The organism is Hyphomicrobium sp. MC8b (assembly GCF_905067615.1).
In the GTDB taxonomy this organism is placed as follows: domain Bacteria; phylum Pseudomonadota; class Alphaproteobacteria; order Rhizobiales; family Hyphomicrobiaceae; genus Hyphomicrobium_B.
On record NZ_LR898465.1, the window covers coordinates 2,839,515 to 2,862,405 of the forward strand.

The following is a 22,891-nucleotide window of genomic DNA, read 5'->3' on the forward strand; positions in this document are numbered from 1 at the left end:
CTACCGTCCAGCCTCAAGGGCGCGTATCTCGGCGGGCGGCGCGAAATCTTCGGGAATGCCTGCGATACCGTGGCGGCGGAAAAAGCGGCCGACCGCCGGGCTCGCCGTGAAAAACGCAAACGGAATGGCGAGCAGATATCCTGCCGTCAGTGGCAGGCTCCAGAGCAGCAGTCGCGGAGAAATAACGGCCAGTGCCAGATAGAGCGAAATGCCGAACACGAGCTGCGGCCATAGCGCCTCTATGGCTGTGCGCCACGAAAGCCCCGTGCCGTCGCGCTGTTGTCCATTCCAAGCGATCGATTTCCCCAACACGAGCGCGATCATAAACATTGAGGTGCGAATTGTCGTGACGGAACCGAGAATGAGCGAAAACAAAATTTCGCCGACCGCGCTCAGCGAAAAACGGGCGCTCCCGCCGAAGCGGCGAACCTCTCCCGGCGTCATGATCGCATCGGCAATTCCTGCAAGTTTCGGCGCGAGGTGCATGACAATCAGCATGACATAAAGCATTTCGACGACATGCCACGGGAAGTCGGCGACATTTTGTGCGTTTAAGACCATAAGGGGCAAAAGGGCGGCGAACAGTGTCCAGGCCGGAACGCCGAGAAACATCAGGATTGCCCAGAGAAGCTGGAAACGGCTCACCGGCTTCAGTCCGGACAGGCCGATCAGCCGAACATACTGCAGATTGCCCTGGCACCAGCGGTTATCGCGCTGCATGAACTCGATGAGATCGGGCGGATTATCTTCATAGGAGCCGGCTTCGACCGGCAGCACACGCACTTCGTAGCCCGCGCGACGCATCAGAACAGCTTCGACCTGATCGTGCGAGAGGATCTGTTTGCCGCCGAGCAGACCGTCCAGTGCGCAGTGCTCGACATAAGGCTTGATGCGCACGAGCGCATTGTGTCCCCAGAACGGTCCGCAGTCGCCGACCCACCAGGCTTGCCCCATCGTGTAGGTGCGCATGCCGAGCCGCATGCCGAACTGGAAGATGCGCGCAAACGCCGATGATGACGGCGTGCCGACGACGAGGCTTTGCAGGATGCCCAGACGGGGATGCGCTTGCATGATACGGACGAGATCGACGATGGTTTCGCCGGTCATCAGGCTGTCGGCGTCGAGCGCCAGCATCAGCTCATAGTCGGAGCCCCAGCGCGCGGCGAAGTCGCGGACGTTCCCGGCTTTGAAGCCTGTGTTTTCGGTGCGGCGGCGGTAAATGATCCTGTCGCGATCCGCGTCGGCAGCGCGCCATTCGGCGATCAGACGTTCCTCTTCAGCCGCGATGTCGGCGCGGTTGGTGTCGCTCAGAATGAAATACGAAAAGCGCGCGGCATCGGATGTGCGATCGAGGCTGGCCTTGACGATCTTCAGTCGGAGAAGCGCCCGAGCCGGGTCCTCGTTGCGGACCGTCATCAAAACGGCGGTGTTAACCGTGATCGGCGGCGGTTCGCTGATGGATGTCCAAAATGCCGCTTCACCGTTAGATTTCGTCCGCTTTTGCGCTCTGCTCCCATGAAGCTGCCACAGGCCGATGACAGCGTTCCAGAAGCCGAGAATCGGCCATGGAACACCGAGTGCCACGCATATGACCATGATCGCCGACGTCAGCGTCCAGCCTCCGTGGGCAAGAGCGTGTGCCGTGACGAGCACGATGAGGAGCCAGGTTGCAGTGTTCAATATGAAAGCGGTGCAACGCCGCCGGGCCAGCGTCGCTCTTGCATCGAGACCCGCCGGGGTCGTAAGGCTCTCGCACTCGACTATTGCCACAGCATCAGCCTTCGACATCCCGTCGCGCTCGGCACCGATCGTCATTACGGACCCAATCCTTCGCAATGAATGACCCGCAGAGCACCTTCGAACCCAACGCCCAGCCGACCCGCCGCAGCCAAGGCCAGATCGTGGTTGCGCGCGCTCTCTGGTACGTCAAGCCGGGCGTGGCCGAAATCCGGACCGAACGCCTAGCTCCGCCGCCTCCTGGCCATGTGCGGATTGCCGCCGAGTATTCCGCGATCAGTCGCGGCACCGAACGCCTCGTCGCTCTCGGTCAGGTGCCGGAAAGCGAATGGTCTCGCATGCGCGCGCCGTTGCAGGCTGGAGCATTCTCATTTCCGGTCAAATACGGCTATTCGGCGACGGGCGTCGTTACAGCGGGCGCCGATACGCTCATCGGCCGTCGCGCCTTCGTGTTGCATCCGCATCAAGATTATTTTCAAGCACCGGAGACGATGCTGGCGCTGCTTCCCGAGGCCGTGCCGTCGCGCCGGGGCGTGCTTGCCGCCAACATGGAAACGGCACTCAACGCCCACTGGGACGCGGGCACGACGCTTGGCGACCGCGTGCTCGTCGTCGGGGCCGGCATCGTCGGTCTGCTGACGGCCTATCTCGCCCGGCGGATTGCGGGCACGGAGGTCGCGATCCTAGACGTCAATCCGGCGCGCGCACGACTTGCCGAAGCGCTCGGCATCCGGTTCGTTTCACCATCGGACACGCCAACGGATAATCGCATCGTCTTTCATGCGAGTGCGACCAGCGCCGGACTAGAGGCGGCGCTGAACGCCTGCGCATTCGAAGGTATGGTCGTTGAGATGAGCTGGTATGGATCGGAACCCGTGACGGTGAGGCTTGGCGGCGCGTTTCACAGCCGGCGCTTGAAAATCGTATCGTCTCAGGTCGGGCACGTCGCACCGAGCCACCGCGGAACACTGAAGCACGCCGATCGCCTTGCGCGCGCCATTGCCCTATTGGATGACGCCCGTCTCGATGCGCTCGTTTCGGAAGAGGTGCATTTCGACGATTTGCCATCGGTGTTGCCACGGATCTGGTCGTCATCCGACTTGCCGCCGGTCATTCGCTATTAATCTCATCAGGTGAAGAAGCTCAGATGTTCTCCGTCGAAGTCCGCAACCGTATTATGATCGCCCACTCGCTGCCGGATCCGTTTTTCGGACCCGCGCAGAACATGCACGGCGCAACCTTCGTGGTCGATGTCGCGTTCTTCCGCGAAGCGCTGACGGCGCAGAACGTCGTCGTCGATATCGGCGCGGCGCTTGACGTCCTGGGGCAAACGTTGAAGCCCCTCGCCTACCAGAACCTCGACACCCTGCCGCAGTTCAAAGGTGTGCTGACGACGACCGAATTCCTTTGCAAATATATCTTCGACCAGATGGCGGCGGCGGCGCTGTCCGGCGCGCTTGGTGACGACGGAAAGACGCTTGCGCGGGTCCGTGTCACGCTGTCTGAAACGGATCTGGCGCGCGCGAGCTACGAGGGACCGATCGGTGGCTGAAGCGGTATTCGCCATTCCAGGAGACTTAAAAACGGCGACGGGAGGCTACGCCTACGATCGCCGTGTGATGGAATTGCTTCCGGCGTTCGGCGTTCCGGTTTCGGTCTTGGCGCTGCCCGCGTCGTTTCCCAATCCTACTGAAAGCGATCTGGAGGACGCGCGGCAGGCGCTTGCAGGATTGCCCGCAAATTCCGTGCTCGTCGTCGATGGCTTGGCGTTCGGCGCCTTCACCAACGACGTGCTCGATGCCATCAAGGGCCGCGTCGTCGGCCTCGTGCATCATCCGCTGTTTCTTGAAACGGGCCTGCCGCATGCGCGCAAAGTCGAATTGAAAGACAGCGAAGAACAAGCGCTAAGGCGCGCCAGCCACATCATCGTGACGAGCCGCGCGACGAAGCGGATCGTAACCGAGCACATGGGTATCTCGTCGGAGAAAATCACCGTCGCGCAGCCCGGAACCGATCCGGCGCAGCGGGCAACCGGAACCGGCGCGCCGCTGCAGATCCTCGCGGTCGGCGCTGTGATGCCGCGCAAAGGCTATGATCTTCTCGTCGAAGCGTTGGCGCCGCTGGCCGACATCGATTGGCGGCTGACGATTGCGGGCGCGCTCGACCGTCATCCGCAAGCTGTCGAATCGGTGCAAGAGGCCATTCGCAAGCACGGGCTCGAAGATCGCGTTACGCTTGCGGGCAAGGTCGTGCCGGCCACGCTCGACCGCTTTTACGAGAGCGCAGATCTGTTCGTCTCGGCGTCTCTTTTCGAAGGATATGGCATGGTGCTGGCGGAAGCCATGGCGCGTGGACTGCCCATCGTGCTCGCAGCAGGCGGTGCTGCGGCCGACACAGCGGGCGAAGCCGCCGCGCTGCATGTCGAAGCTGGCAACGTGCCGGAACTGACAGCAGCGCTGCAACGTGCGTTGACGGACAAAAAACTCCGCGACCGGCTCGCTGATGCTGCCTGGGAAGCGGGCCGGACGCTTCCGACCTGGCACGAAACGGCTCGCCGGATCGCTGCCGTTATTCTGGGACTTCGACCGTGAGTGACTTTTCCGCCGAATGGCTCGACCTGCGCGAAGCGGCCGATAGGCGCGCACGTAATCCGCAAGTCGCAAACGCCGTGTCCGCTCGCTTTGCGTTGCGCGACGAACTGAACGTCCTCGACCTTGGTTCCGGCACAGGCGCCAATCTTCGCGCGACGGCGCACCTTTTGCCATCGCGGCAAACGTGGACGCTTGTCGATCGCGACGCGGCATTGCTCGATGCTGCGCGCACGAAACTCACGCGTTGGGCCGACGCGCACACGACCGACGGCGACGCGCTGGAGCTAGAGAAAAGCGGACGCAAAATTCGCGTCATTTTCAAATCGGCGGATCTGGCACACGATACGCAAGCGTTGATCGCGGAGGGTGTTCAGCTCGTCACGGCGTCGGCGTTTTTCGACCTGACGTCCGAGAGCTATATCCGCGAACTTGCGAAAGCCGTCGTCAGCGCTAAAGCGGCGTTCTACGCGACGCTCGTCTATAACGGCTTGCAGAAGTGGACACCGCATCGGCCGGCCGACAATCAAATGACGGCAGCGTTTCAGCGTCACCAGATGGGCGACAAAGGCTTCGGCTCTGCAGCCGGTCCTCTCGCTGGTTCGCATCTCGTCGATCAATTTCGCATCAACGGCTATCTGGCGCTGTCCGGTGAGAGCCCATGGCGGCTCGATCGCGCCGATCGCATGCTGATCGAAGAACTGGTGCGCGGCCACGCGGTCGCCGTGACGGAAGACAGCGGCGTCGATGAGAAAACCATCGTGACGTGGGTGAACGTGCCGCGCAGCGCAGCGTTCGTGGGGCATACCGACGTCTTCGCGGCGCCTCAGTAAGCGCTTCCTTTATCAGGCGACCCGCTTGGGGATCATCCGCTCGACCACCCGATCCCTGCGGACGAAATAGTGATAGACGGCGGCGATGATGTGCAGCGTGACGAAGCCGATGATCAGGAATGCGCCCAGTTCGTGCCACTCGAAGATTTCCTTCGAGAGGTCATCATTCTTCACTGTCAGCATCGGCAGTCGAAAATTGAAGATATCGAGAAAGTCGCCGTATGAGATCGCCAGATAGCCGAGAACGGGAACCGCGATCAGCAGCGCGTACAGCGCCCAGTGCACGAGATGGCTGATGCCGGTCAATGCGGGTGGCACGGTCGGGTCGGAGCGCGGTGCGCCCTGTGTCAGCCGGTAGAGCAGCCGCAGCACGACGAGCGTCAGCACAATCAATCCGAGCAACTTATGTGAGCTATAAAGATAGCCGGTCAGCGCATCCCACACGCCTTTGACCGGTTCGCCCTTTTCGTTGACCGACGGCATCTCATTGCCGCGGTACGACATGTAGAAGCCGAGGGGCAATTGAATGAAAATCAATAGCGCGATCAGCCAATGAAAGGCGCGCGCCGTCGGCGTGTAGGTCGGGAGAGCATATTTCGGATCTTGGGCCATGCCGCTATCCTCTCCGTTGATGCCTCAAATCACAATCAAACAGCACGTCGCCGCCGTCAAGAACATGCACCGTCGTTTCTGGCCGCAACGCATCGCCGAGCCGGTCGACGGGCAACAGCGAAAGTCCTTGAATACCTGAACCCAATATCATTGGCGCGACAAGGATATGAAGACGATCAACCATATTTGCATCGATGAAATTCGAAACCGTCGCGGCGCCGCCTTCCACCAAAATTTTCCTGAAGCCGCGCGCGAAAAGCGCCGAGACGATGGCGTACGGCGCCAGGCGCCCTTCCGTTGAGGCGACGACCAGCAGTTCGGCACCTTCCGGAACGACGCGTTCATGATCTCCGATAACGAGGCATGGCCTGTTGCCGACGGAAAGACAGCGGGCCGATGCCGGGAGGCGTCCGCGCGGATCAATGATGACGCGGACGGGTTGCTGACCCTCGACGCGGCGGACGGTGAGTTGCGGATCGTCGGCGATCACCGTTCCTACGCCGACGACGACGGCATCGACGTGGGCGCGAAGGCGATGCAGGTGATCGAGGGCCGCCGGGCCGTTGATCCAGCGTGACTCGCCATGCGTCGTCGCAATGCGCCCGTCGAGGATTGTCCGAGCTGGGCGACGATGAACGGACGTTCAGGCGATGCGCTCAAAATGGCGTCGAACATCCCTGTCTCATGGTTTTTAGCGGATGTCATAGAGTCTTAGCGTGCTATAAGGTGCAAAACCGAGCGCAAGGAGCATTGGAGCCGAAGAGCCAACCGCCAATTGAGCCGTCTACGGTTGATTTGCATGCAGCGCAATTCACCTGTGTTACCGGCGTTCTCCATGCCCTCTCCATTATCCTCTCATAGCATCCCGACATGACGACGAAACCGCTTGGCCTGATCGCAATCTACACGCGCTCGCTCGCCCTGCTCGCATCTGAGAAATATCTGGCGATGGGTCTTGCGGCCGCCGGCGTCGTCATCGCCGTAACGCAACTTGCCGAGCCCATTCTGTTCGGGCGCGTCGTCGATGCCCTGAGCAAAGGAGAAAGCGCTTTCGTCTATATCGGACTTTGGGCGCTGCTGGGACTGTTCGGCATTATCGCCGGCGTCATCGTCGGTATCAATGCCGACCGGCTGGCGCACCGGCAGAAGCTCGCGCATCTGGCGAGCGTTTTCGAAAAGACGATCTCGTTGCCGCAAAGCGCACACGCGGCCCGCGGCTCGGGCGCGACGATCCGGACGATTTTGTCGGGAATGAGCGCGTTGTTCTGGCTGTGGCTCGGCGTCATGCGCGAGCAATTGGCGACCGTGTTCGGCATTATCCTTTTGGTGCCGACAGCGTTCGCCATGGACGTCCGGATGGCGACGATCCTGGTGGCGCTCGCCGGCGCCTACACGTTGATGCACGTCTTCGTCGTCAAGCGGACCGCAGTCGGGCAGGCCGCGGTCGAAGATCATGAGACGGCGCTGTCGAGCCGCGTGGTCGATGTCGTCGGCAACGTCACTGTGGTGCAGAGCTACGGACGGCTGAAAGCCGAAGCCGATGCGCTGCGCGGACTCGCGAACGATCTTTTGTCGGCTCAGTACCCGGTGCTGACGTGGTGGGGCGTGTTGACCGTGATGCAGCGTTCGGCGGCAACGCTGACGATGGTTGTCATCTTTACGGCGGGCGCCATTCTCGTCGGACGCGGCGAGCTGACGGTCGGGCAGATCGTCAGCTTCGTGGCTTTTGCGACGCTGCTGATCTCGAAGCTCGATCAGCTTTCGGGTTTTGCCGTGCGCATAGATCAGCAAGCGCCGACGATCACGGCTCTGTTCGATTTGATGGATGAAGTCGGCGCGGTTGGCGACGCGCCCGGCGCAAAGCCGCTTGCGGCCGTTGAAGGCGCCGTCGCATTCGATCATGTCAACTTCCGCTACGACGGCAGCCCGCAGGGCATCACTGACTTGTCGTTCGCGGCGAAGGCCGGCGAAACGGTTGCGTTTGTCGGACCCACAGGATCGGGCAAGTCGACGACGATTGGCTTGCTCCAACGATTCCTGAAACCCAGCTCGGGTCGGGTATTGATTGATGGGCAGGACATCGCTGGTGTGACGCTCGCATCGCTGCGCAGCAATATCGCGGTCGTGTTTCAGGATGCGGGACTTTTCAATCGTTCGATCGGCGAGAACATCCGCATCGGCAAACCGGGCGCAACAGACGCCGAGGTCGAGCACGCGAGTCGTCTGGCCGAAGCGCACGACTTCATCATGCGCAAACCGGGCGGATACGATTTCGTCATTGGGGAGCGCGGGCTGGCGCTGTCGGGGGGCGAACGGCAACGCATCGCCATCGCGCGGGCCATTCTGAAGGACGCACCGATCCTTATTCTCGATGAAGCGACGAGCGCACTCGATTCCGAGACAGAGGCGAAGATCAAGCGAGCGCTTGATACGTTGCGCGCCGGGCGTACGACATTCGTCATTGCGCATCGCTTGTCGACCGTTGCTGACGCTGATCAGATTTTTGTCTTGGACCAGGGGAAAGTCGTCGAGCACGGCCAGTTCACCGAGCTTGCGGAACGCGGCGGGCTTTTCTCGCGGCTCGTCGCCGAAGGCGGCTTCACGGTGCCGAAGACGACGGAGAAGCCGCGAGAACCGGCGGCGTGATGGTCCGGTGCGGAAGCATGGCCCTGTCCCACGGGAGAGGAAAAAGCGTCAGAGCTTGTGGGCCATACGGGCGCGCTTGGTGTCGAGGTAGCGCTGATTGAACTTGTTCGGCGCGGCGACGAGCGGCAGACGCTCGGCGATGCGGATGCCGTGCTGCTTGAGAGCCTGCTCCTTGGCCGGGTTGTTCGACAGCAGCTTGATCTCCGGCATGCCGAGGTCGCGCAGGACACGCGCCGTCAAACCATAATCGCGGCTATCGATCGGAGCACCGACTTCGATGTTGGCCTCAACGGTATCGAAGCCCTGATCCTGCAGCGCGTAAGCCTGGATCTTCTTGAATAGGCCAATCCCCCGACCCTCGTGATAGGGTACATAGATGATGGCGCCGTAGGGCACCTCACTGACGATCTTCAGCGCGGCCTGGAGTTGCTGATAGCAGTCGCAGCGGAGCGAATGGAAGATGTCGCCCGTAACGCAGCCGGAGTGGACGCGGACCACGGGAACGGGCGCTGAGCCGTTAACGGCCGTCGGGTCGCGATGGATGAGGGCCAGGACCTGCTCTTCTTCGCTATCGCCCTGATAGGCGTGCGCTTCGAGCATCAACTCCTTGCCCTGAAAGTCGATGGGAAGAATGGTCTCGACCGACCAATCGGCTGGCAATTTCACGGACGTCAAGGCACCCGACTTCATCTTTATATCGCTCCGGGATCTCAGAAGGCATATGCCCCATTTGCGAGGCGAACGCAAAGTCTCCTACCTCGGCGGCCTTTTGAATGTTCCGCAGGGAACAGCGAGGTAGGCACGAAATCCGCTAACGCGATTAAATGGGCATAGCCTTGCGGAAGATTTAGGACGTCAGGATGACGCGGGGAGGGCTTCGGACCGAATTGGAATAAGCTTTATATCCAGGGCATAGCCCATCACCCAACCAAAGAATGTCGAATTATCGGCGCATCAGGCGGCTGAATTCGATTTTCGGACAGCGGTCCATGACGACGGTCAGACCGGCGGCGTGGGCTTCGGCTGCGGCATCTTCATTAATGATGCCGAGTTGCATCCAAATCACGTTGACGCCCAGACGGTCCTTCTCGGCGATCACCTCACGGACGATCGCGGGAACGGCGTCGGCGTTGCGGAAAATATCGACGACGTCGGCGGGCGGAGGAACGTCGGCCAGCGTCGCATGGACCAATTGGTCGTGAATGGTCTTACCGGCAATGCCGGGATTGACGGGTTTCACTGTGTAGCCTTTGGCGATCAAAAACCGCATCACGTCGTAGCTCGGCCGCTCGGGTTTCTGAGATGCTCCGACTACTGCAAATGTTTCGACGCGCGCAAGGATGGCGCGGATTTCGGCGTCGTCCAAACCGTCAATGGACAAGATCACTTGTCCTTCCATTCGGGGTGACGCTTTTCGATGAAGGCGCAGATCCCCTCGCCCGCGTCGGCCGTCAGCATATTGTTGACCATCACCTCGCTGGCATAGGCATAAGCGTCGTCGAGCGGCATCTCCGCTTGGTGATAGAACGCCGCTTTGCCGATGGCGACGGTCGCCTTCGATTTGGCTGCGATGATGCGCGCCATGCTCAGCGCTTCGTCCATGACTTTGTCCGGCGCCACGACGCGATTGACGAGGCCGAAGCTCAGTGCGTCCGCCGCGGACAAGGCTTCGCCGAGCAGCAGCATTTCCATCGCGCGCTTGCGCGGGATGTTGCGGGAGAGCGCGACCATTGGCGTCGAGCAGAAAAGACCGATATTCACGCCGGGCGTGGCGAAGTCGGCCGTCTCGGCAGCGACGGCGAGATCGCAGGTTGCGACGAGCTGGCAGCCGGCGGCGGTGGCGCGCCCCTCGACCGCGGCGATAACCGGTTTCGGACAGGCGACGATGGCGCGCATCATCGCCGAGCATGCGGTCATAGTTTCGCGGAAAAACGCCTCGCCGCCATCGGAATCGACGCGGTGCGCGGTCATTTCTTTCAGATCGTGGCCGGATGAATAGACCTTGCCACTTGCTGCAAGAATAATGACGGCGACGCTCAGATCGGCGCCCAAACGCTCGACGGTATCGTGCAGTTCGCGAATGACAGCGCGGGAAAGCGCGTTACGCGCCGCAGGCCGGTTGAGCGTCAGCCGTACAATGCCGGGCTCAACGGTCTCGGCGAGGACCAGCGGGGTAGCTACGGGCGACAGATCCTGCATTCGGGCACTCCGTGCGTGACGCCCGTCAACGAGCGTTTCGCTACTGTAACGCCTTCTCGATCTCGGCGCGATGCGCTTTCACGATCTCGACGTTCTCCTTGTACTGGAGGCGCGGCGTCGTGCCGATCGCTTCATTCAACTCGTCAAGAAGCTGCTTCTTGTCGGCGTCTGGGATCGTCGTATCCTTCTCGACTTCCTCGCGCTCTTTCTTCAGCGCATCAACCGGATCGACGAAGTTGCCGGTGCCGGAGTCCAGTCCGGCCATGACGATCGAGATGTTCGCGGCGACGTCATCCAGTTCGGCGAAGGTTTTGAAGCCGTGCTTCTTTGCGATGCCTTCGAGTTCCGACTGGAGTGCTGGATCGGGCTTGTCACCCGCCGCCTGGATTTTGCTGGCGATCGCCGCGAGGTCGGCCTGCGCGGCGATGAAGCGCGTCACTTGATCGTCGGTCAGCTTGATCTGCTTCACATCGTCGGGTGCAGGCGCGTCCGAGCCGCTGGCATCGCCCTGCGCGGCTGGAGGATTGGTCGGTGCGGCGACGTCTTCGGCGTTCGCCAGTGTCACGCTGGCAGCGAGAGCGAGCCCCCCGATGATCGTGCGCAGCGCCGCCTTGGCCAGAAAGACCGACATCGTGTTCCTCCAGTACACTTTCCGCATCACGCGGACCTGTTGCCCCGCGACCTCTTACGCCCACTCGGACGATAACGAGAAAGCTTCCGCCGTTCCGCTTTCAGATTTCGGTCCCGGTGTGGCGCGCGAAGATCAGTGTGGGATTTAATCCATGCTCCCTGCACCGCCCATGAACAAGGCTTGCACGGCGGGGAGGCATGGCCCCGGCGTGAGGTGGTATTTCAATACCGTAATGTGGTTTTATTTTACCGTATTTATTATCTATTTGATTTTGCTATATAATATTCGAAACAAGAAATTGTTCTTGCCAAGGATCGACATTTCTGCGTATTCACGCGGCTTCTCGGAACGCCACGCGACCAGCCGTCTGGGCGCGGAGCCATCCGCCAAGGAGCTTCAATATAATGTCTACCTATGTCGCCAAGCCGGCCACGGTGGAGAAGAAGTGGGTCCTCATCGACGCCGAAGGGCTCGTTGTCGGCCGCCTCGCCGCTCTCATCGCGACGCGCCTCAAGGGCAAGCACAAACCGATCTACACGCCGCACGTCGATTGCGGTGACAACATCGTCGTCATCAACGCCGAGAAGGTCGTATTCACCGGCGCCAAGCGCGAAGATAAAGTCTACTACAAGCACACCGGCTATCCGGGCGGCATCAAGGAACGGACGCCGAAGCAGATTCTCGACAGCAAGCATCCGGAACGGATCATCGAGAAGGCCGTCGAGCGCATGCTCGCCCGCGGACCTCTTCATCGCCAGATCATGCGCAACCTTCGCGTCTACAAGGGCACCGCGCATCCGCATGAAGCGCAGAACCCGGAAAAGCTCGATATCGCGAAGCTCAACCGCAAGAACGTGAGGGTCTAATATCCATGGTTACCGAAACAAAGACCCTCGCCGATCTCGCGGCCGTCAAGGGCTCGGAGCCCGAAGCGGCGCCGGTGCGCACGCAGAAGCTCGACAAGCTCGGCCGCGCTTACGCAACGGGTAAGCGCAAGAACGCCGTCGCTCGCGTCTGGCTGAAGCCGGGCAAGGGCACGATCACGGTCAACGAGAAAGACTATAAGGCCTACTTCGCGCGTCCGGTTCTGCAGATGCTTCTGCAGCAGCCGCTCGATCTGGCGAACCGCGCCACGCAGTATGACATCCGTATTTCCGTCGCTGGCGGCGGTCTCTCGGGTCAGGCCGGCGCCGTGCGTCACGGTATCTCCAAGGCTCTCACCTATTATGAGCCGGAGTTGCGCGGTGTGCTGAAGAAGCAGGGCTTCCTCACGCGTGACAGCCGCGTCGTCGAACGCAAGAAGTACGGCAAGGTGAAAGCTCGTAAGTCGTTCCAGTTCTCGAAGCGCTAATCAAACAGCGATCACCTGGGACGAAAGCACAGCCCGCCACCTTGGCGGGCTGTTTGCTTTTCTGGCGCGGAAGGGTTGTCGCAGAGGCACCGTGATGCCACATAGCCACTGGCTTTCGGCCGTTGTGGCACAGGCTTAAGGACCGGGGGGTTCGGAGAGAGAATGGACGCAGTATTAAACGGCATTCATGACCTATGGACGGTTTTTGTAACGGACATCGGCTTACTGCTCTCACCGGACTGGTGGCGGACCCACGCCGTGCCGCTGTTCAACATCCTGATGATCGATCTGACGCTCGCGGGCGACAACGCCATCGTGGTCGGCATGGCAGCGTCCCGCGTCGAGAAATCGATGCGCACGAAGGTCATTTTTTGGGGCATTCTCGGCGCCGTGATCCTGAGGATCATCTTCTCAGGCGTTGCGCAACAGATGCTTCAAGTCATCGGCCTCACACTGGCAGGCGGCATTCTGCTGCTGTTCGTTTGCTGGAAAATGTACAGGCAGATCGTCCAAGCCGACACGCATTCCATTCACGAGGTCGAAGAGAACCTAGCCTCCGGCGCCCCGCACCCGAACCCGGTGTCGTTCTGGGGCGCGCTTTGGACGATCATCCTTGCCGACCTTTCGATGTCACTCGACAATGTGCTGGCGGTCGCGGGCGCAGCCGGTGAATCAACCCTTGTCCTGATTATCGGTTTGGCAATCGCCATCATTCTAATGGCAGTGGCCTCGACCTACATCGCCAAGCTACTGGCGCGCTATCCTTGGATCGCCTGGGTCGGCCTTGCCATCATTCTTTATGTTGCACTCGATATGATCTATCGCGACAGCCACCGGATCGCCTGTGCCAACTATGGCATCGGCTGCTCGGAAACGATCTGGGAAGGCATCAAGCATCGCATCGGGATGTGGTTAGGATGACGACCGCAACACAAACGAAGCTCGCGCGGGTTTTCATTGATGGCGAGGCCGGAACGACCGGCCTCGAAATCCGCGAGCGGCTGGCTGGCGTCGCCGGTATCGACGTTAAAAGCATCGATCCGGCCAAGCGGAAGGATCGCGCCGCGCGGGCAGACATGCTGCGCGACGTCGATCTCGTCGTACTGTGCCTGCCGGACGATGCCGCGCGAGAGACCGTGGCGCTGGCCGATGAGCTTGGCGCGCAGGCTCCAAAGATCGTTGACGCCTCGACGGCGCATCGCGTCGCGGAAGGCTGGGCTTACGGTTTCGCCGAACTGACGCCGGGCCACGCCGACGTCATCCGGAGGGCGACGCGCGTCGCCAATCCCGGCTGCTATCCGACGGGCGGGATCGCGCTGCTGCGACCGCTGGTCGATGCGGGCATCATCGAGCCGGACTATCCGATCACCGTCAATGCCGTGTCGGGGTATTCGGGCGGCGGACGGACGATGATTGAAGCCTATGAGGCTGGGACGGCGCCGTCGTTCGAGCTTTACGGGCTCGGCCTGGAACACAAGCACGTGCCCGAGCTGCAGATGTATTCGGGGCTATCGCGGCGGCCGATTTTCGTGCCGAGCGTCGGCAACTTCCGGCAAGGCATGCTCGTGTCCGTGCCGTTGCATCTCGACACGCTGCCTGGCAAGCCGTGCCTGCGCGATATCGAGCTCGTGCTGGAAGAGCACTATCGCGGCAGTGCCTACGTGAGCGTTATCGCCGAGCCATCGGCGCAGATGAACCGCCTGGAAGCCGAAGCACTGAACGGAACGGACAAGCTTGAGCTGTACGTGTTCGGAAAGGCTGCGCTGAATCAGGCGGTGCTCGTCGCGCGGCTCGACAATCTCGGCAAGGGCGCAGCCGGCGCGGCCGTTCAGAACATCGAACTGATGCTCGGCCTGTAAGCGGCATTCGCATTTTCGTTCGGACAGCTCCTCACCCCTCCCCGTCAAGGGGAAGGAGCTTGAGCGAGCGAACGTCAGGCCGATGCGCGACCGCGGGCGGCGAAGTAATCGCGCGGAACGATCCCAGCGCGGCGCGTTGCGTGCAAATGCACGACAGCCAGAATGAAAACGATCGCGCCGCCTGCCTGATGCGACAGGGCCAGGTCGAGACGCATGTGCAGCAGCAGCGTCGTAATGCCGAGCGCAATCTGGAAGACGACCGCGGCGCCGAGCCATTGCGACGTCAGGCGGATGCGATCATCGACCGGCGTGCGCGTCGTCAGCCAAATCTGGAAAAAAGCCAATGCGGCGACGAGATAGGCCACCATGCGGTGATTGAACTGCGAGGCGGCATGGCCTTCGAAGAAGGTCAGATACGCAGGCTTGATCCAATAGTCGCTTGGAATGAACTGACCATCCATCGACGGCCACGTGTTGTAGATGTATCCGGCCCTGAGCCCCGCCACGAAGGCGCCGAGCATGACCTGAATAAGAACCGTGGCAACGATGATGGCGGCCATACGCTTGATCAACGGCGTCGCCACCTCGCCCGTGATGCGCTCCTCTCGCGGCCATTCTTCGAGCGCCGCCCAAACGAGCAGACCGAGGATCATAAACGCCGTCACCAGATGCAGCGCGAGCCGGTACTGGCTTACTTCGATGCGCTCGCTCAAACCGGAGCTGACCATGTACCAGCCAATGAAGCCCTGAAGTCCGCCCAGCGCGAGGATGCCGAGAAACTTCTTTCCCGTGCCGCGCTTCAGCTTGCCGGTCCACCAGAAGTACAGAAACGGAATGGCGAACACGAAGCCGATGGCACGGCCGAGCAGCCGGTGGCTCCATTCCCAATAGTAAATGAATTTGAACTGATCGAGGGACATGCCATCATGAATGGCCGTGTACTGTGGGATCTGTTTGTACTTGTCGAACGCCGCCATCCAGTCGGCTTCGTTCAGCGGCGGGATCGCGCCGAGGATCGGTTGCCATTCGGTGATCGAAAGCCCGCTTTCCGTCAGTCGCGTGGCGCCCCCGACGACGACCATCGCCAGTACCAGCGCGGCCACGAACCAAAGCCAGAGCGAAACGGAGCGCCGACCGGCGTCTTTACCGTTTTGGGCCGTCGTGCCGCGATTATCCGAAAGTTGCATCGTGCTCATCGGCGGGGCATATCCTCAAGCCGTTTAATCGGGGTGTGATACTCTTTCATTGAGGCGGAGCAATGCGCCCATGCGGCGCGGGCTTCAACGCGGGCGATTGTCGAGCTATGACGCAGCGCAAAAGAAAGCTTCTCGGCACGGTAGCTCTACTTTTGCTCGTGGGCATCTATGCAGTCCTGGCGGTCGCAGTCGCGGTTGTCCTGCAGGTTCGCAACGTCAGTAAATTTGCGGAGCTTGCCTATTACGCCGTCGCCGGACTGCTGTGGACGCTCCCGGCCGCGTGGCTCATCAGTTGGATGCAACGTCCCGACCGCTGAAACAGAGAACGCGGCTAGGCGTGCTGAACGGCTAACTCACGCGCGCGCGTCGCACGGGCAATGCGCTGCGCCATGGCCGAAACGGGCGGCTCGGGACGCCGATAATGCAAGATATCGATATCGGTGACGTCAAAACTCAGGAAGGTCGTTGCGTCGCTCGGCGATGACGTGCCGTCGCCATTCGGCTCGACTGTAATCCCGGCATCGAAACGGCCTTCGATACATTCGAACAATGCACGCGCTTCGTTGTGACGTCCTGTCACGACGATATGGTCATAAACCTCGTCCAAGGCATCGAGCGCCAAGTTCAGCAGGTCGGCATCCAGCTTGCGGCCGCCGTACGGAAGCGCAACGCCACTCGCAATCACTTGAGCGCGACTGCCGGGCAGCCGATGGATGATGTCGTCGAAAGTTGCGCGGCCCTGCAACAGATCGTTCCAGCCGACGCTAGCCTCGACCCCGGCTGCCTTTGCAAATCCCTTCCCGCCCGGACTCCAATCGATCAGGATCGTTTGCGCGCCGCAGCCAGCGAGAACTTTCGCCAGCTCCAGCGCTTGCTCGTAGGGAATGACGTCCTCGCTCTCCGACGTGATGAGTGTGCGGTGTCCGCCTCCCGACGGCCGCTGCGCCTTGAGGCGGAGGGCGAGCTTTTCGATTTCAGTAAAGGCGGTGGATTGATCGTGCGTCATGGCGGATGACACAGCGGCGATGTCATCCGGCTCGGCGGGCAGTTCAACCGGCTCTGATATATTCTCAGCCAGTATGGGCTCGTCCGCGATCTCGGGCTTGGTCTCCAGAAGCGGTTCTGGCTTCGGCGCGGGCGCATCCGCGTGCGAGGCTGATGGTTTTTCAGGTTGCCGCTTCGGCAGTCCACGCAGCGCGGTCGTCACGACGATCCACGCGACGGCAAACAACGCAAAAGCCGCGCCTGCCACGACCGAAAGCTCGATCTTCTTCGGGTAGGCGGGCACGGCGTTCGGCACGGCCTTCGATAGGATATGCGCGACCGGCGGTGCCGCCGCTTTGCTCTTGGGCGCATCCGGTGCGCGATAGAAACCCATTTGCACGCTTTTGGCCTCTTGCGCGAGCATCGCTGCATATTTGTCGGCGATGGCATTCGCGATTTTGGCAGCGCGCACAGGATCAAGCGACGTCGCGCGAATGACGATGGCGTGACGATCATTCGTGCCGTGGATGTCGAGGCTGTCGCGCAGAGCCGTGACGACCCGCGTCAATTCGTTGGCACCGCCGCCGTCGTTGTCCAATCCGACCGCGCGCCGCGCGGCATGAAGCAGATCGACCGGCCCCAGCGCGCCGTTGAACTCGGGCTGCTTGGCGAGCGCGAGCTCATCAGCGATGGGGCGCAATAAGAAAGACGATTCCAGAGCGCCGATGTAGGTGCTGATCGCTGCCTGATCCATCGCAGTCGATGACGTGGCGCCTTCCGGCTCGATGGCGATTACGGTTTCGCTTTCATACCGCGGCGCGATCAGCGAGAGCACCGCATATGTCACCACACTGACAAATACGCTCAACAGGAGGAGCAGCATAGCCTTCTGCTTCAGCGCTTCCGTTATTGTCGGCGCTTGACGGGGTTCAGGCAACGCAGACACACGCGACGGCATCACTTTCAGGGCTCAGTCCGGGGTTTCGGCAATGCCCCGAGTAAGCGTCTGGCGAAGTTAGCAAGTGCTTAATGGAAATGAAAAGATTGGAGACAATTCCGCGCGCCCGACAAATTCACAGGGCGCATCATGGAAGAGTCGCAATAGCAAAACCGGGTAAAGACGCGGGGCTTGCGACTGGAAACTTTTCCCGCAAATCAGGGAATAATTCCCGAAAGGACGCCGTTGCGCTTCGAGTCAGCAACGAATTGCAGATCGGAAAAAGCGCGGATTTCTCGTTCCTGCGCGCATATCGTCGGTAATTGTTGCATTTCGCGACGGCTCGTTTGCGGTTCGCGATAGTCGATCATCTCCAATAGGCGTATGCGATTGAAGTTGGCGGCGTAGGAACGAAAATACGGCGTCATGAAATGGTACGCTCCGGCATTCGAATTCGTTTACAAACGATGAAATGCAGGTTCTTTGCCATTCACCGACCGAAGCTTTGGCAACTTTGCTTGACGCACACATCGGCGTGGGCCAAGAAGTTACAATGTTACAATTGTTTGCATTGCTTTACGAATGCCCTTGAGACGCCGACTTCTCGCGCTCGTCGCGCTCGTCCTCGCGCTTTGCCTTATCGGTGGCGGCGTGCTGACGTACCTATATGGGCTGCGCAAGATCGATCTTGAAATGTCGTCGGCCATGGAAGTCGCGGGCAGCGCCGTCGGCGATGCGCTGACGTCCGTCGTGCCAGGACCCGACGCGAACACGCAGGTTCGCAGGATCATCTCCTCGTTCGACGGCGATCGGCACATCGTTGCTCGCCTCGTCAATCCGACCGGCAAGATTGCGAGCGTGTCACGTCTCGAAAAGCCGTTTGATCCTCCCCCAAGTTGGCTGTTCGGGCTTCTTGCCGGCGAGCAGCGAGCGCGGACGTTCGATCTTCCCAAAGGGGTCCAAGATCTCGGTACGATTCGAATACAGGCTGATCCGCACAATGAAGTCAGCGAGGTCTGGGAAGATCTGAAGCTCAAATTCCTGATCATCGCGAGCTTCTGCGCCGTCGTGCTGACGCTGATCTACGCCACGCTCGGGCGGGCGCTCCGACCGTTGGAACAGCTTTCATCTGCGCTCGACCGCGTCGGAAAAGGCGACTACACGGCCCACGTCGCCGAAGCCGGTCCCGAAGACCTGAAGCTGATCTATCAGGCTTTCAACCGCATGGCCGACCAGTTGCAAGCGTCCGAGCATGATAACCACCGCCTCAACGAGCAGCTTTCGACCGTACAGGAAGAAGAGCGTTCCGAGATCGCCCGCGATCTCCATGACGAGATTGGCCCGTTTCTTTTCGCCGCCGACGTCGATGCGCAGGCAATCCCTCTCCTCGCCTCGCGCAATGCGTCCGATGAGATCGTCGAACGAAGCAAGGCCATTCGCCAGTCGGTCCAGCACATGCAGGTGCATTTGCGCGCTATTCTGAGCCGCCTCAGGCCGGCGCTGCTGATCGATCAGGGGCTGGTGATCGCGGTCGAGCAGCTGGTCGCGTTCTGGAAGGCGCGACGACCCAACATCAACTTCACGATGGACATCGAGGACGCGCGTTTTCCAATCGGCATCGAGGAGGTCGCTTTTCGGATTTTGCAGGAGGGCACGAGCAATGCCGTGCGGCATGGGCAGCCTTCCGCCATCGGACTTACGGCGCGGCGCGTCGATGGCGCATTGCGGATCGTCGTATCGGACGACGGCTCGGGAATTACGGTGAATGGAACGAGAGGATTTGGTCTTGCAGGAATGCGAGAGCGCGTGGCGTCGCTTGACGGCCGTCTCCGCATTGCCGATCGCGAAGGGGGGAAAGGCGTGTTGTTGATTGTCGAGATTCCACTGCCGCTGGCGCGAAATAAGAATGATGGCCAGCAAAACATGACCACGAGTGCAGCATGAAAATTCTTATCGTCGATGACCATGGTGTTGTGCGCGAAGGGCTGAGAAAGCTGTTCGTGGCGCATTTCGAAGCGGATGTTTTGGAAACGTCCGGCATTGAGGAGGCCCTCACCGTCTACCGGCAAGAGCGGCCGGACGTCGTCGTGCTCGATCTCAATCTCGAAGGCGCCGGCGGCCTTGAAGTTCTCAGGCAAATTCTCGCCGCTGACGGCAACGCGCGGGTCGTCGTCTTCAGTATGCACCACGAGCCGATCTATGCCGTTCGCGCACTGCGCGGCGGAGCGCGGGGTTACGTCAGCAAAAGCGCGCCGGTCGAAGAACTGATCGCGGCGATCCGCAAGGTGCGCGCCGGCGAGCAGTACATCGACAGAGATCTCGCGTCGCGCATTGCGGTCAGCCAGATTTCGTCGGACGATCCGCTGCAGTCGCTGTCGATCCGCGAGGTCGAGATTCTTCGGATGCTCGGACAGGGCAAGAGCATGACGGCGATCTCCGAAAGTCTCGGGATCGCTTACAAGACCGTCGCCAACATATGCACGCAGATGAAGGTGAAGCTCGGCGTCGACCGGACCGCAGACCTCATCCGTCTCGCGATCGAAACGCTGAAGGCATGATCGCTCGACGCGCGAGGAAAAGAAAAAAAGGCGCCGATTGCGCGGCGCCTTTTTAACCGTTTCGCGTGACGGCTTATTTCTTGTCGTCGTCATCGTCAGGCTTGGTGCCCGCCGTTTTCTTGATGTTGTCGAGACCGGCCTTGAAGATGCCATCGATCACGTCGCGGGATTCCTTGTCGGTCTTACCGTCCGCGGGATCGAATACGGCGGACCAAGCGAAATTGATTTCATCTTCGTCGTCGTCATCCGGCGTCAGAGCAAACTGCGCCTGATAATTTTTGACCGGCAGCGGGCTTTCGAGAATTTCATAGCGGTAGAAGTTCGGCTTCACGTCGAGCAGCTTTTCCTTGATCGTGCCGCCGCCCTTTAGCGTCAGGATGCGGACCTTGGCGTCGCCCTCGGTGGTCTCCTCGCATTTCGCGATAGCCGGATGCCAATCCTGGATCGCGCACCATCCTCCGTACTTGGCCCAGAGACGATCGCGCTCTTCTTTCATCTTTGCCGGGTCGACCTTGAGCTCCAGCTTTTTGCCGACGGCAATGCTGGCCGCGTTGGCGGCGGTGACGGCGCCAAGCGTTCCCACGAGCAGTCCGGCAATCAGTCCGGCGAAGACAGGACCCTGTGCCAATTTCATTGCGCTTCACTCCCAAGTTTTTTTGTCAGTCCCAACGCTCATACGAAAAAGCCGGGACACCCGGCTTCACAAGCGCGTTACTTTATTACTATGGGAAAAAGTCTGGCCGGAAGGGCTCGGGCTGCCTGGATTGTATGTCCAGACTCGGAGCGCCGGCTTTAGATATCAGGCGGCGGCAGTCCGAGGATGGGCCTTGGTGTCGAAAAACAGCGCCTGGCTGATGATCGCCATGACGGTGTCGCGCTGAAACGGCTTTGAAATGAGGAAGGTCGGCTCGGGGCGTTCGCCGGTCAGGACCTTTTCGGGATAGGCCGTGATGAAGATGATCGGAACCTCGTCTTCGGCAACGATCTCCTTCGCTGCTTCAAGACCGCTGCTGCCATCGGCAAGCTTAACATCGGCAAGGATGAGCCCCGGCTTGTTGCGTTTCACAGCCGCGAGCGCTTCGTTTTTCGTGGTTGCCACTTCCTGCACGGAATGGCCGAGGCTGGTGACGATGGTTTCAAGGTCCATCGCGATCAGCAGTTCGTCCTCGATGATGAGAACGTTGGTCGCGACCTGATGAGCAATTTCCTGGCCGGCAACTTCAAGAAGCTTCTCGACGTCGGGTTCCGTGACTTCGAGAATGGCGGCCGTCTCGGCCGAGGTGAAGCCTTCAACCGCAACCAGCAGGAACGCTTGCCGGGGCAGCGAGCTGATCGAGTTTATTTTCCGCTGGGCCGCGACAAGCGCGCTGGTCACTTCGTCGCCGCCGTTCGAATCGAGCCGGACCGAATTCCATACCTTCAGGAACAGGTGATAGAGCGCCATGCGCGGCGGCATGTTCGTCGGGAAGTCCGACGGCGTTGAAACCAGACTTTCGAGAAGCGTCGCAACGTAGGCGTCGCCCGTCTGCTGCGCGCCGGTCAAGGTCCGTGCGAACCGCCGTAAATAAGGCAAGTGCACGCGTATTGTCTGCGCAATCGACATAGCTTTGGACCTCCCAAGCCAAGCGGATGAGTAAACTCATCCTTGGCGAGCGGCAATACCGCCCGCGCAACCTCCGCGATGGCCAATCTCTACCGGAACAACAACGAACCTGTGGAAGAGATGGTTCCCACCCGGAACAAAATCTCTTGTGCCACGTTCGGCAGACGAGCCCCCCTGCTGACAATGTTACAGGAGTTTGTCTCAATCGGGGCCGGTCGCAATCTTCAACAGGGCTCAAGATCACGTCATGCAGCATCGCCTCGACGCACCCGAGGATTGCAAGAGAACGGACGGCGACTTTCCGGAACCGGAAGGTCAGCCAGAACCCGAGGCCGCAAAAGGCCCTCTTCCGCAGCTTCCCGGATTTGCCGCGCAGCTCATCGGTCAGCGCATGCGGGCGATGTATGACACCATCGCCCAGGAGCCCGTCCCCGACGACCTCCTCGAACTTGTCCGCAAGCTCGAGGCCAAGGAGCAGCAGAAGTGACGGAAACTAAGAGTTTCGGGGACGCGCTGATCGAGGCGATCCCAAATCTTAGGGCCTTTGCACATTCGCTGAGCGGCGACGCGCAGCTGTCGAACGATCTTGTCCAGGAAACCTTGCTTAAAGCCTGGACGCACAAAGACTCCTTCGTGCCGGATTCGAACCTCAAGGCGTGGCTGTTCACTATCCTCCGCAACACCTATTTCACGTACTATCGGAAATCCCAGCGTGAAGAGCTCGATGAGGATCATGCGGCGATGAATGCCAGCGTGCCACCACCGCAGCTTACCCATCTTGAATTCGACGACATGCAGAAAGCGCTGATGCGGCTCTCGCCCGACCATCGCGAGGCTCTGCTGCTCATTACCGCGGAAGGCTTCTCGTACGAGGATGCGGCCCGCGTATGCGGCTGCGCGGTCGGGACGATGAAAAGCCGCGTCAACCGCGCCCGCAATCGGCTTCTTGAGGAAATGACCGGTCAGCTCCCAGGCGAAGCTGTGCCGGACGATGAAGACGCCGTCAAAAGCTCGTCAGGCCGATAGCGCGTTTGCGTCAGCCAATCTTTGGCCACCTTGTTCGTTCTGCTTGCTGCGGCAGTTTCTTCACGGTCTCGGCAGACCGGCGGTTCGATGACCGCGTCTCAGCCGATCATGCTTATTACCGAACCGGTCAT

The 22,891-nt window shown here is 60.6% G+C and carries 26 protein-coding genes; 14 read left to right on the plus strand and 12 right to left on the minus strand.

The features are described from left to right. Positions 1 to 1,815, minus strand: a complete 1,815-nt coding sequence (gene mdoH / locus ACLB1Z_RS13900; RefSeq protein ID WP_409560379.1) for a glucans biosynthesis glucosyltransferase MdoH — start codon at positions 1,813 to 1,815, stop codon at positions 1 to 3. A gap of 20 nt (positions 1,816 to 1,835) precedes the next feature. Between mdoH and ACLB1Z_RS13905 the strand changes: the two genes are divergently transcribed. Genes ACLB1Z_RS13905 through ACLB1Z_RS13920 form a run of 4 tightly spaced genes read left to right on the plus strand, consistent with a single transcriptional unit; the run spans position 1,836 to position 5,158 of the window. Beyond that, the gene (locus ACLB1Z_RS13905) at positions 1,836 to 2,861 is read left to right on the plus strand and encodes a zinc-dependent alcohol dehydrogenase (RefSeq protein WP_409560380.1); all 1,026 of its coding nucleotides are present in this window, start codon (positions 1,836 to 1,838) and stop codon (positions 2,859 to 2,861) included. A 23-nt stretch (positions 2,862 to 2,884) separates the two neighbouring features. Beyond that, the gene (locus tag ACLB1Z_RS13910) at positions 2,885 to 3,289 is read left to right on the plus strand and encodes a 6-pyruvoyl trahydropterin synthase family protein (protein ID WP_409560381.1); all 405 of its coding nucleotides are present in this window, start codon (positions 2,885 to 2,887) and stop codon (positions 3,287 to 3,289) included. Continuing rightward, positions 3,282 to 4,328: a glycosyltransferase family 4 protein gene (locus ACLB1Z_RS13915; protein ID WP_409560382.1), complete on the plus strand. Its 1,047-nt coding sequence runs from the start codon at positions 3,282 to 3,284 to the stop codon at positions 4,326 to 4,328. The genes ACLB1Z_RS13910 and ACLB1Z_RS13915 overlap by 8 nt, the downstream gene beginning before the upstream one ends. After that, positions 4,325 to 5,158 (plus strand): methyltransferase domain-containing protein, encoded by an 834-nt coding sequence (locus tag ACLB1Z_RS13920; protein WP_409560383.1) that lies wholly within the window; start codon positions 4,325 to 4,327, stop codon positions 5,156 to 5,158. Before ACLB1Z_RS13915 ends, ACLB1Z_RS13920 begins: the two co-directional genes overlap by 4 nt. 12 nt (positions 5,159 to 5,170) lie before the next feature. Here ACLB1Z_RS13920 and ACLB1Z_RS13925 read toward each other — a convergent pair whose 3' ends face one another. Next, a complete protein-coding gene (locus ACLB1Z_RS13925) occupies positions 5,171 to 5,770 on the minus strand; it encodes a cytochrome b (protein WP_013948216.1) in 600 nt (199 codons plus the stop codon). A 4-nt stretch (positions 5,771 to 5,774) separates the two neighbouring features. Then, positions 5,775 to 6,383, minus strand: coding sequence for a RibD family protein (locus ACLB1Z_RS13930; protein ID WP_409563276.1), 609 nt, complete (start codon positions 6,381 to 6,383; stop codon positions 5,775 to 5,777). A gap of 257 nt (positions 6,384 to 6,640) precedes the next feature. Between ACLB1Z_RS13930 and ACLB1Z_RS13935 the strand changes: the two genes are divergently transcribed. Then, a complete protein-coding gene (locus tag ACLB1Z_RS13935) occupies positions 6,641 to 8,416 on the plus strand; it encodes a glucan ABC transporter ATP-binding protein/ permease (protein WP_409560384.1) in 1,776 nt (591 codons plus the stop codon). A gap of 48 nt (positions 8,417 to 8,464) precedes the next feature. On the opposite strand, the gene ACLB1Z_RS13940 is transcribed toward ACLB1Z_RS13935, so the two are convergent. The 4 genes from ACLB1Z_RS13940 to ACLB1Z_RS13955 all read right to left on the minus strand — a co-directional run bounded on the left by ACLB1Z_RS13940 (position 8,465) and on the right by ACLB1Z_RS13955 (position 11,246). Then, positions 8,465 to 9,106 carry a GTP cyclohydrolase II gene (locus ACLB1Z_RS13940; RefSeq protein WP_409560385.1) on the minus strand — a complete coding sequence of 214 codons (642 nt, stop codon included), beginning with the start codon at positions 9,104 to 9,106 and terminating at the stop codon, positions 8,465 to 8,467. Positions 9,107 to 9,359: 253 nt separating this feature from the next. After that, entirely contained in the window at positions 9,360 to 9,797 is a 438-nt protein-coding gene (locus ACLB1Z_RS13945; RefSeq protein ID WP_409563277.1) for a CoA-binding protein, read from the minus strand. Positions 9,798 to 9,799: 2 nt separating this feature from the next. Continuing rightward, a complete protein-coding gene (locus tag ACLB1Z_RS13950; protein ID WP_409560386.1) occupies positions 9,800 to 10,615 on the minus strand; it encodes an enoyl-CoA hydratase in 816 nt (271 codons plus the stop codon). 40 nt (positions 10,616 to 10,655) lie between these two features. Further along, a complete protein-coding gene (locus ACLB1Z_RS13955) occupies positions 10,656 to 11,246 on the minus strand; it encodes a hypothetical protein (protein WP_013948223.1) in 591 nt (196 codons plus the stop codon). Positions 11,247 to 11,650: 404 nt separating this feature from the next. Here ACLB1Z_RS13955 and rplM point away from each other — a divergent pair, with 404 nt between their 5' ends. The 4 genes from rplM to argC all read left to right on the plus strand — a co-directional run bounded on the left by rplM (position 11,651) and on the right by argC (position 14,456). Then, complete coding sequence (rplM, locus tag ACLB1Z_RS13960) at positions 11,651 to 12,112, plus strand: 50S ribosomal protein L13 (protein ID WP_409560387.1); 462 nt, start codon at positions 11,651 to 11,653, stop codon at positions 12,110 to 12,112. A 5-nt stretch (positions 12,113 to 12,117) separates the two neighbouring features. Beyond that, positions 12,118 to 12,597, plus strand: a complete 480-nt coding sequence (gene rpsI / locus ACLB1Z_RS13965) for a 30S ribosomal protein S9 (protein WP_013948225.1) — start codon at positions 12,118 to 12,120, stop codon at positions 12,595 to 12,597. Between the two features lie 162 nt (positions 12,598 to 12,759). Continuing rightward, complete coding sequence (locus ACLB1Z_RS13970; RefSeq protein ID WP_409560388.1) at positions 12,760 to 13,518, plus strand: TerC family protein; 759 nt, start codon at positions 12,760 to 12,762, stop codon at positions 13,516 to 13,518. Then, complete coding sequence (gene argC / locus ACLB1Z_RS13975; RefSeq protein WP_409560389.1) at positions 13,515 to 14,456, plus strand: N-acetyl-gamma-glutamyl-phosphate reductase; 942 nt, start codon at positions 13,515 to 13,517, stop codon at positions 14,454 to 14,456. The genes ACLB1Z_RS13970 and argC overlap by 4 nt, the downstream gene beginning before the upstream one ends. A 74-nt stretch (positions 14,457 to 14,530) precedes the next feature. Here argC and ACLB1Z_RS13980 read toward each other — a convergent pair whose 3' ends face one another. Continuing rightward, positions 14,531 to 15,652 carry a COX15/CtaA family protein gene (locus ACLB1Z_RS13980; protein WP_409560390.1) on the minus strand — a complete coding sequence of 374 codons (1,122 nt, stop codon included), beginning with the start codon at positions 15,650 to 15,652 and terminating at the stop codon, positions 14,531 to 14,533. A gap of 107 nt (positions 15,653 to 15,759) precedes the next feature. Here ACLB1Z_RS13980 and ACLB1Z_RS13985 point away from each other — a divergent pair, with 107 nt between their 5' ends. Then, the gene (locus tag ACLB1Z_RS13985) at positions 15,760 to 15,969 is read left to right on the plus strand and encodes a DUF2842 domain-containing protein (RefSeq protein ID WP_409560391.1); all 210 of its coding nucleotides are present in this window, start codon (positions 15,760 to 15,762) and stop codon (positions 15,967 to 15,969) included. 14 nt (positions 15,970 to 15,983) lie between these two features. Here the strand turns inward: ACLB1Z_RS13985 and ACLB1Z_RS13990 are convergent, their stop codons facing one another. Both ACLB1Z_RS13990 and ACLB1Z_RS13995 read right to left on the minus strand, forming a co-directional pair. After that, positions 15,984 to 17,582 carry a hypothetical protein gene (locus ACLB1Z_RS13990; protein WP_409560392.1) on the minus strand — a complete coding sequence of 533 codons (1,599 nt, stop codon included), beginning with the start codon at positions 17,580 to 17,582 and terminating at the stop codon, positions 15,984 to 15,986. A gap of 209 nt (positions 17,583 to 17,791) precedes the next feature. Then, complete coding sequence (locus tag ACLB1Z_RS13995) at positions 17,792 to 18,001, minus strand: hypothetical protein (protein ID WP_024276069.1); 210 nt, start codon at positions 17,999 to 18,001, stop codon at positions 17,792 to 17,794. A gap of 154 nt (positions 18,002 to 18,155) precedes the next feature. Here ACLB1Z_RS13995 and ACLB1Z_RS14000 point away from each other — a divergent pair, with 154 nt between their 5' ends. Continuing rightward, entirely contained in the window at positions 18,156 to 19,517 is a 1,362-nt protein-coding gene (locus ACLB1Z_RS14000; protein WP_409560393.1) for a histidine kinase, read from the plus strand. After that, complete coding sequence (locus ACLB1Z_RS14005; RefSeq protein WP_409560394.1) at positions 19,514 to 20,131, plus strand: response regulator; 618 nt, start codon at positions 19,514 to 19,516, stop codon at positions 20,129 to 20,131. The genes ACLB1Z_RS14000 and ACLB1Z_RS14005 overlap by 4 nt, the downstream gene beginning before the upstream one ends. A 73-nt stretch (positions 20,132 to 20,204) precedes the next feature. Here ACLB1Z_RS14005 and ACLB1Z_RS14010 read toward each other — a convergent pair whose 3' ends face one another. Beyond that, positions 20,205 to 20,765, minus strand: a complete 561-nt coding sequence (locus tag ACLB1Z_RS14010; protein WP_409560395.1) for an SRPBCC family protein — start codon at positions 20,763 to 20,765, stop codon at positions 20,205 to 20,207. Between the two features lie 165 nt (positions 20,766 to 20,930). Next, positions 20,931 to 21,734 carry a response regulator gene (locus ACLB1Z_RS14015; RefSeq protein ID WP_409560396.1) on the minus strand — a complete coding sequence of 268 codons (804 nt, stop codon included), beginning with the start codon at positions 21,732 to 21,734 and terminating at the stop codon, positions 20,931 to 20,933. A gap of 247 nt (positions 21,735 to 21,981) precedes the next feature. Here ACLB1Z_RS14015 and ACLB1Z_RS14020 point away from each other — a divergent pair, with 247 nt between their 5' ends. Beyond that, positions 21,982 to 22,221: a NepR family anti-sigma factor gene (locus ACLB1Z_RS14020; RefSeq protein WP_013948237.1), complete on the plus strand. Its 240-nt coding sequence runs from the start codon at positions 21,982 to 21,984 to the stop codon at positions 22,219 to 22,221. After that, positions 22,218 to 22,760 (plus strand): sigma-70 family RNA polymerase sigma factor, encoded by a 543-nt coding sequence (locus ACLB1Z_RS14025; protein WP_013948238.1) that lies wholly within the window; start codon positions 22,218 to 22,220, stop codon positions 22,758 to 22,760. The genes ACLB1Z_RS14020 and ACLB1Z_RS14025 overlap by 4 nt, the downstream gene beginning before the upstream one ends. Positions 22,761 to 22,891: the final 131 nt, after the last annotated feature.

Bases quoted from the DNA above. Each gene is read 5' to 3' on its own strand.
- mdoH (WP_409560379.1), bottom strand. From the start codon at position 1,815: ATGACGATCGGTGCCGAGCGCGACGGGATGTCGAAGGCTGATGCTGTG.
- ACLB1Z_RS13905 (WP_409560380.1), top strand. From the start codon at position 1,836: ATGAATGACCCGCAGAGCACCTTCGAACCCAACGCCCAGCCGACCCGC.
- ACLB1Z_RS13910 (WP_409560381.1), top strand. From the start codon at position 2,885: ATGTTCTCCGTCGAAGTCCGCAACCGTATTATGATCGCCCACTCGCTG.
- ACLB1Z_RS13925 (WP_013948216.1), bottom strand. From the start codon at position 5,770: ATGGCCCAAGATCCGAAATATGCTCTCCCGACCTACACGCCGACGGCG.
- ACLB1Z_RS13935 (WP_409560384.1), top strand. From the start codon at position 6,641: ATGACGACGAAACCGCTTGGCCTGATCGCAATCTACACGCGCTCGCTC.
- ACLB1Z_RS13940 (WP_409560385.1), bottom strand. From the start codon at position 9,106: ATGAAGTCGGGTGCCTTGACGTCCGTGAAATTGCCAGCCGATTGGTCG.
- ACLB1Z_RS13950 (WP_409560386.1), bottom strand. From the start codon at position 10,615: ATGCAGGATCTGTCGCCCGTAGCTACCCCGCTGGTCCTCGCCGAGACC.
- ACLB1Z_RS13955 (WP_013948223.1), bottom strand. From the start codon at position 11,246: ATGTCGGTCTTTCTGGCCAAGGCGGCGCTGCGCACGATCATCGGGGGG.
- rplM (WP_409560387.1), top strand. From the start codon at position 11,651: ATGTCTACCTATGTCGCCAAGCCGGCCACGGTGGAGAAGAAGTGGGTC.
- rpsI (WP_013948225.1), top strand. From the start codon at position 12,118: ATGGTTACCGAAACAAAGACCCTCGCCGATCTCGCGGCCGTCAAGGGC.
- ACLB1Z_RS13970 (WP_409560388.1), top strand. From the start codon at position 12,760: ATGGACGCAGTATTAAACGGCATTCATGACCTATGGACGGTTTTTGTA.
- argC (WP_409560389.1), top strand. From the start codon at position 13,515: ATGACGACCGCAACACAAACGAAGCTCGCGCGGGTTTTCATTGATGGC.
- ACLB1Z_RS13980 (WP_409560390.1), bottom strand. From the start codon at position 15,652: ATGAGCACGATGCAACTTTCGGATAATCGCGGCACGACGGCCCAAAAC.
- ACLB1Z_RS13985 (WP_409560391.1), top strand. From the start codon at position 15,760: ATGACGCAGCGCAAAAGAAAGCTTCTCGGCACGGTAGCTCTACTTTTG.
- ACLB1Z_RS13995 (WP_024276069.1), bottom strand. From the start codon at position 18,001: ATGACGCCGTATTTTCGTTCCTACGCCGCCAACTTCAATCGCATACGC.
- ACLB1Z_RS14000 (WP_409560393.1), top strand. From the start codon at position 18,156: ATGCCCTTGAGACGCCGACTTCTCGCGCTCGTCGCGCTCGTCCTCGCG.
- ACLB1Z_RS14005 (WP_409560394.1), top strand. From the start codon at position 19,514: ATGAAAATTCTTATCGTCGATGACCATGGTGTTGTGCGCGAAGGGCTG.
- ACLB1Z_RS14010 (WP_409560395.1), bottom strand. From the start codon at position 20,765: ATGAAATTGGCACAGGGTCCTGTCTTCGCCGGACTGATTGCCGGACTG.
- ACLB1Z_RS14015 (WP_409560396.1), bottom strand. From the start codon at position 21,734: ATGTCGATTGCGCAGACAATACGCGTGCACTTGCCTTATTTACGGCGG.
- ACLB1Z_RS14020 (WP_013948237.1), top strand. From the start codon at position 21,982: ATGCAGCATCGCCTCGACGCACCCGAGGATTGCAAGAGAACGGACGGC.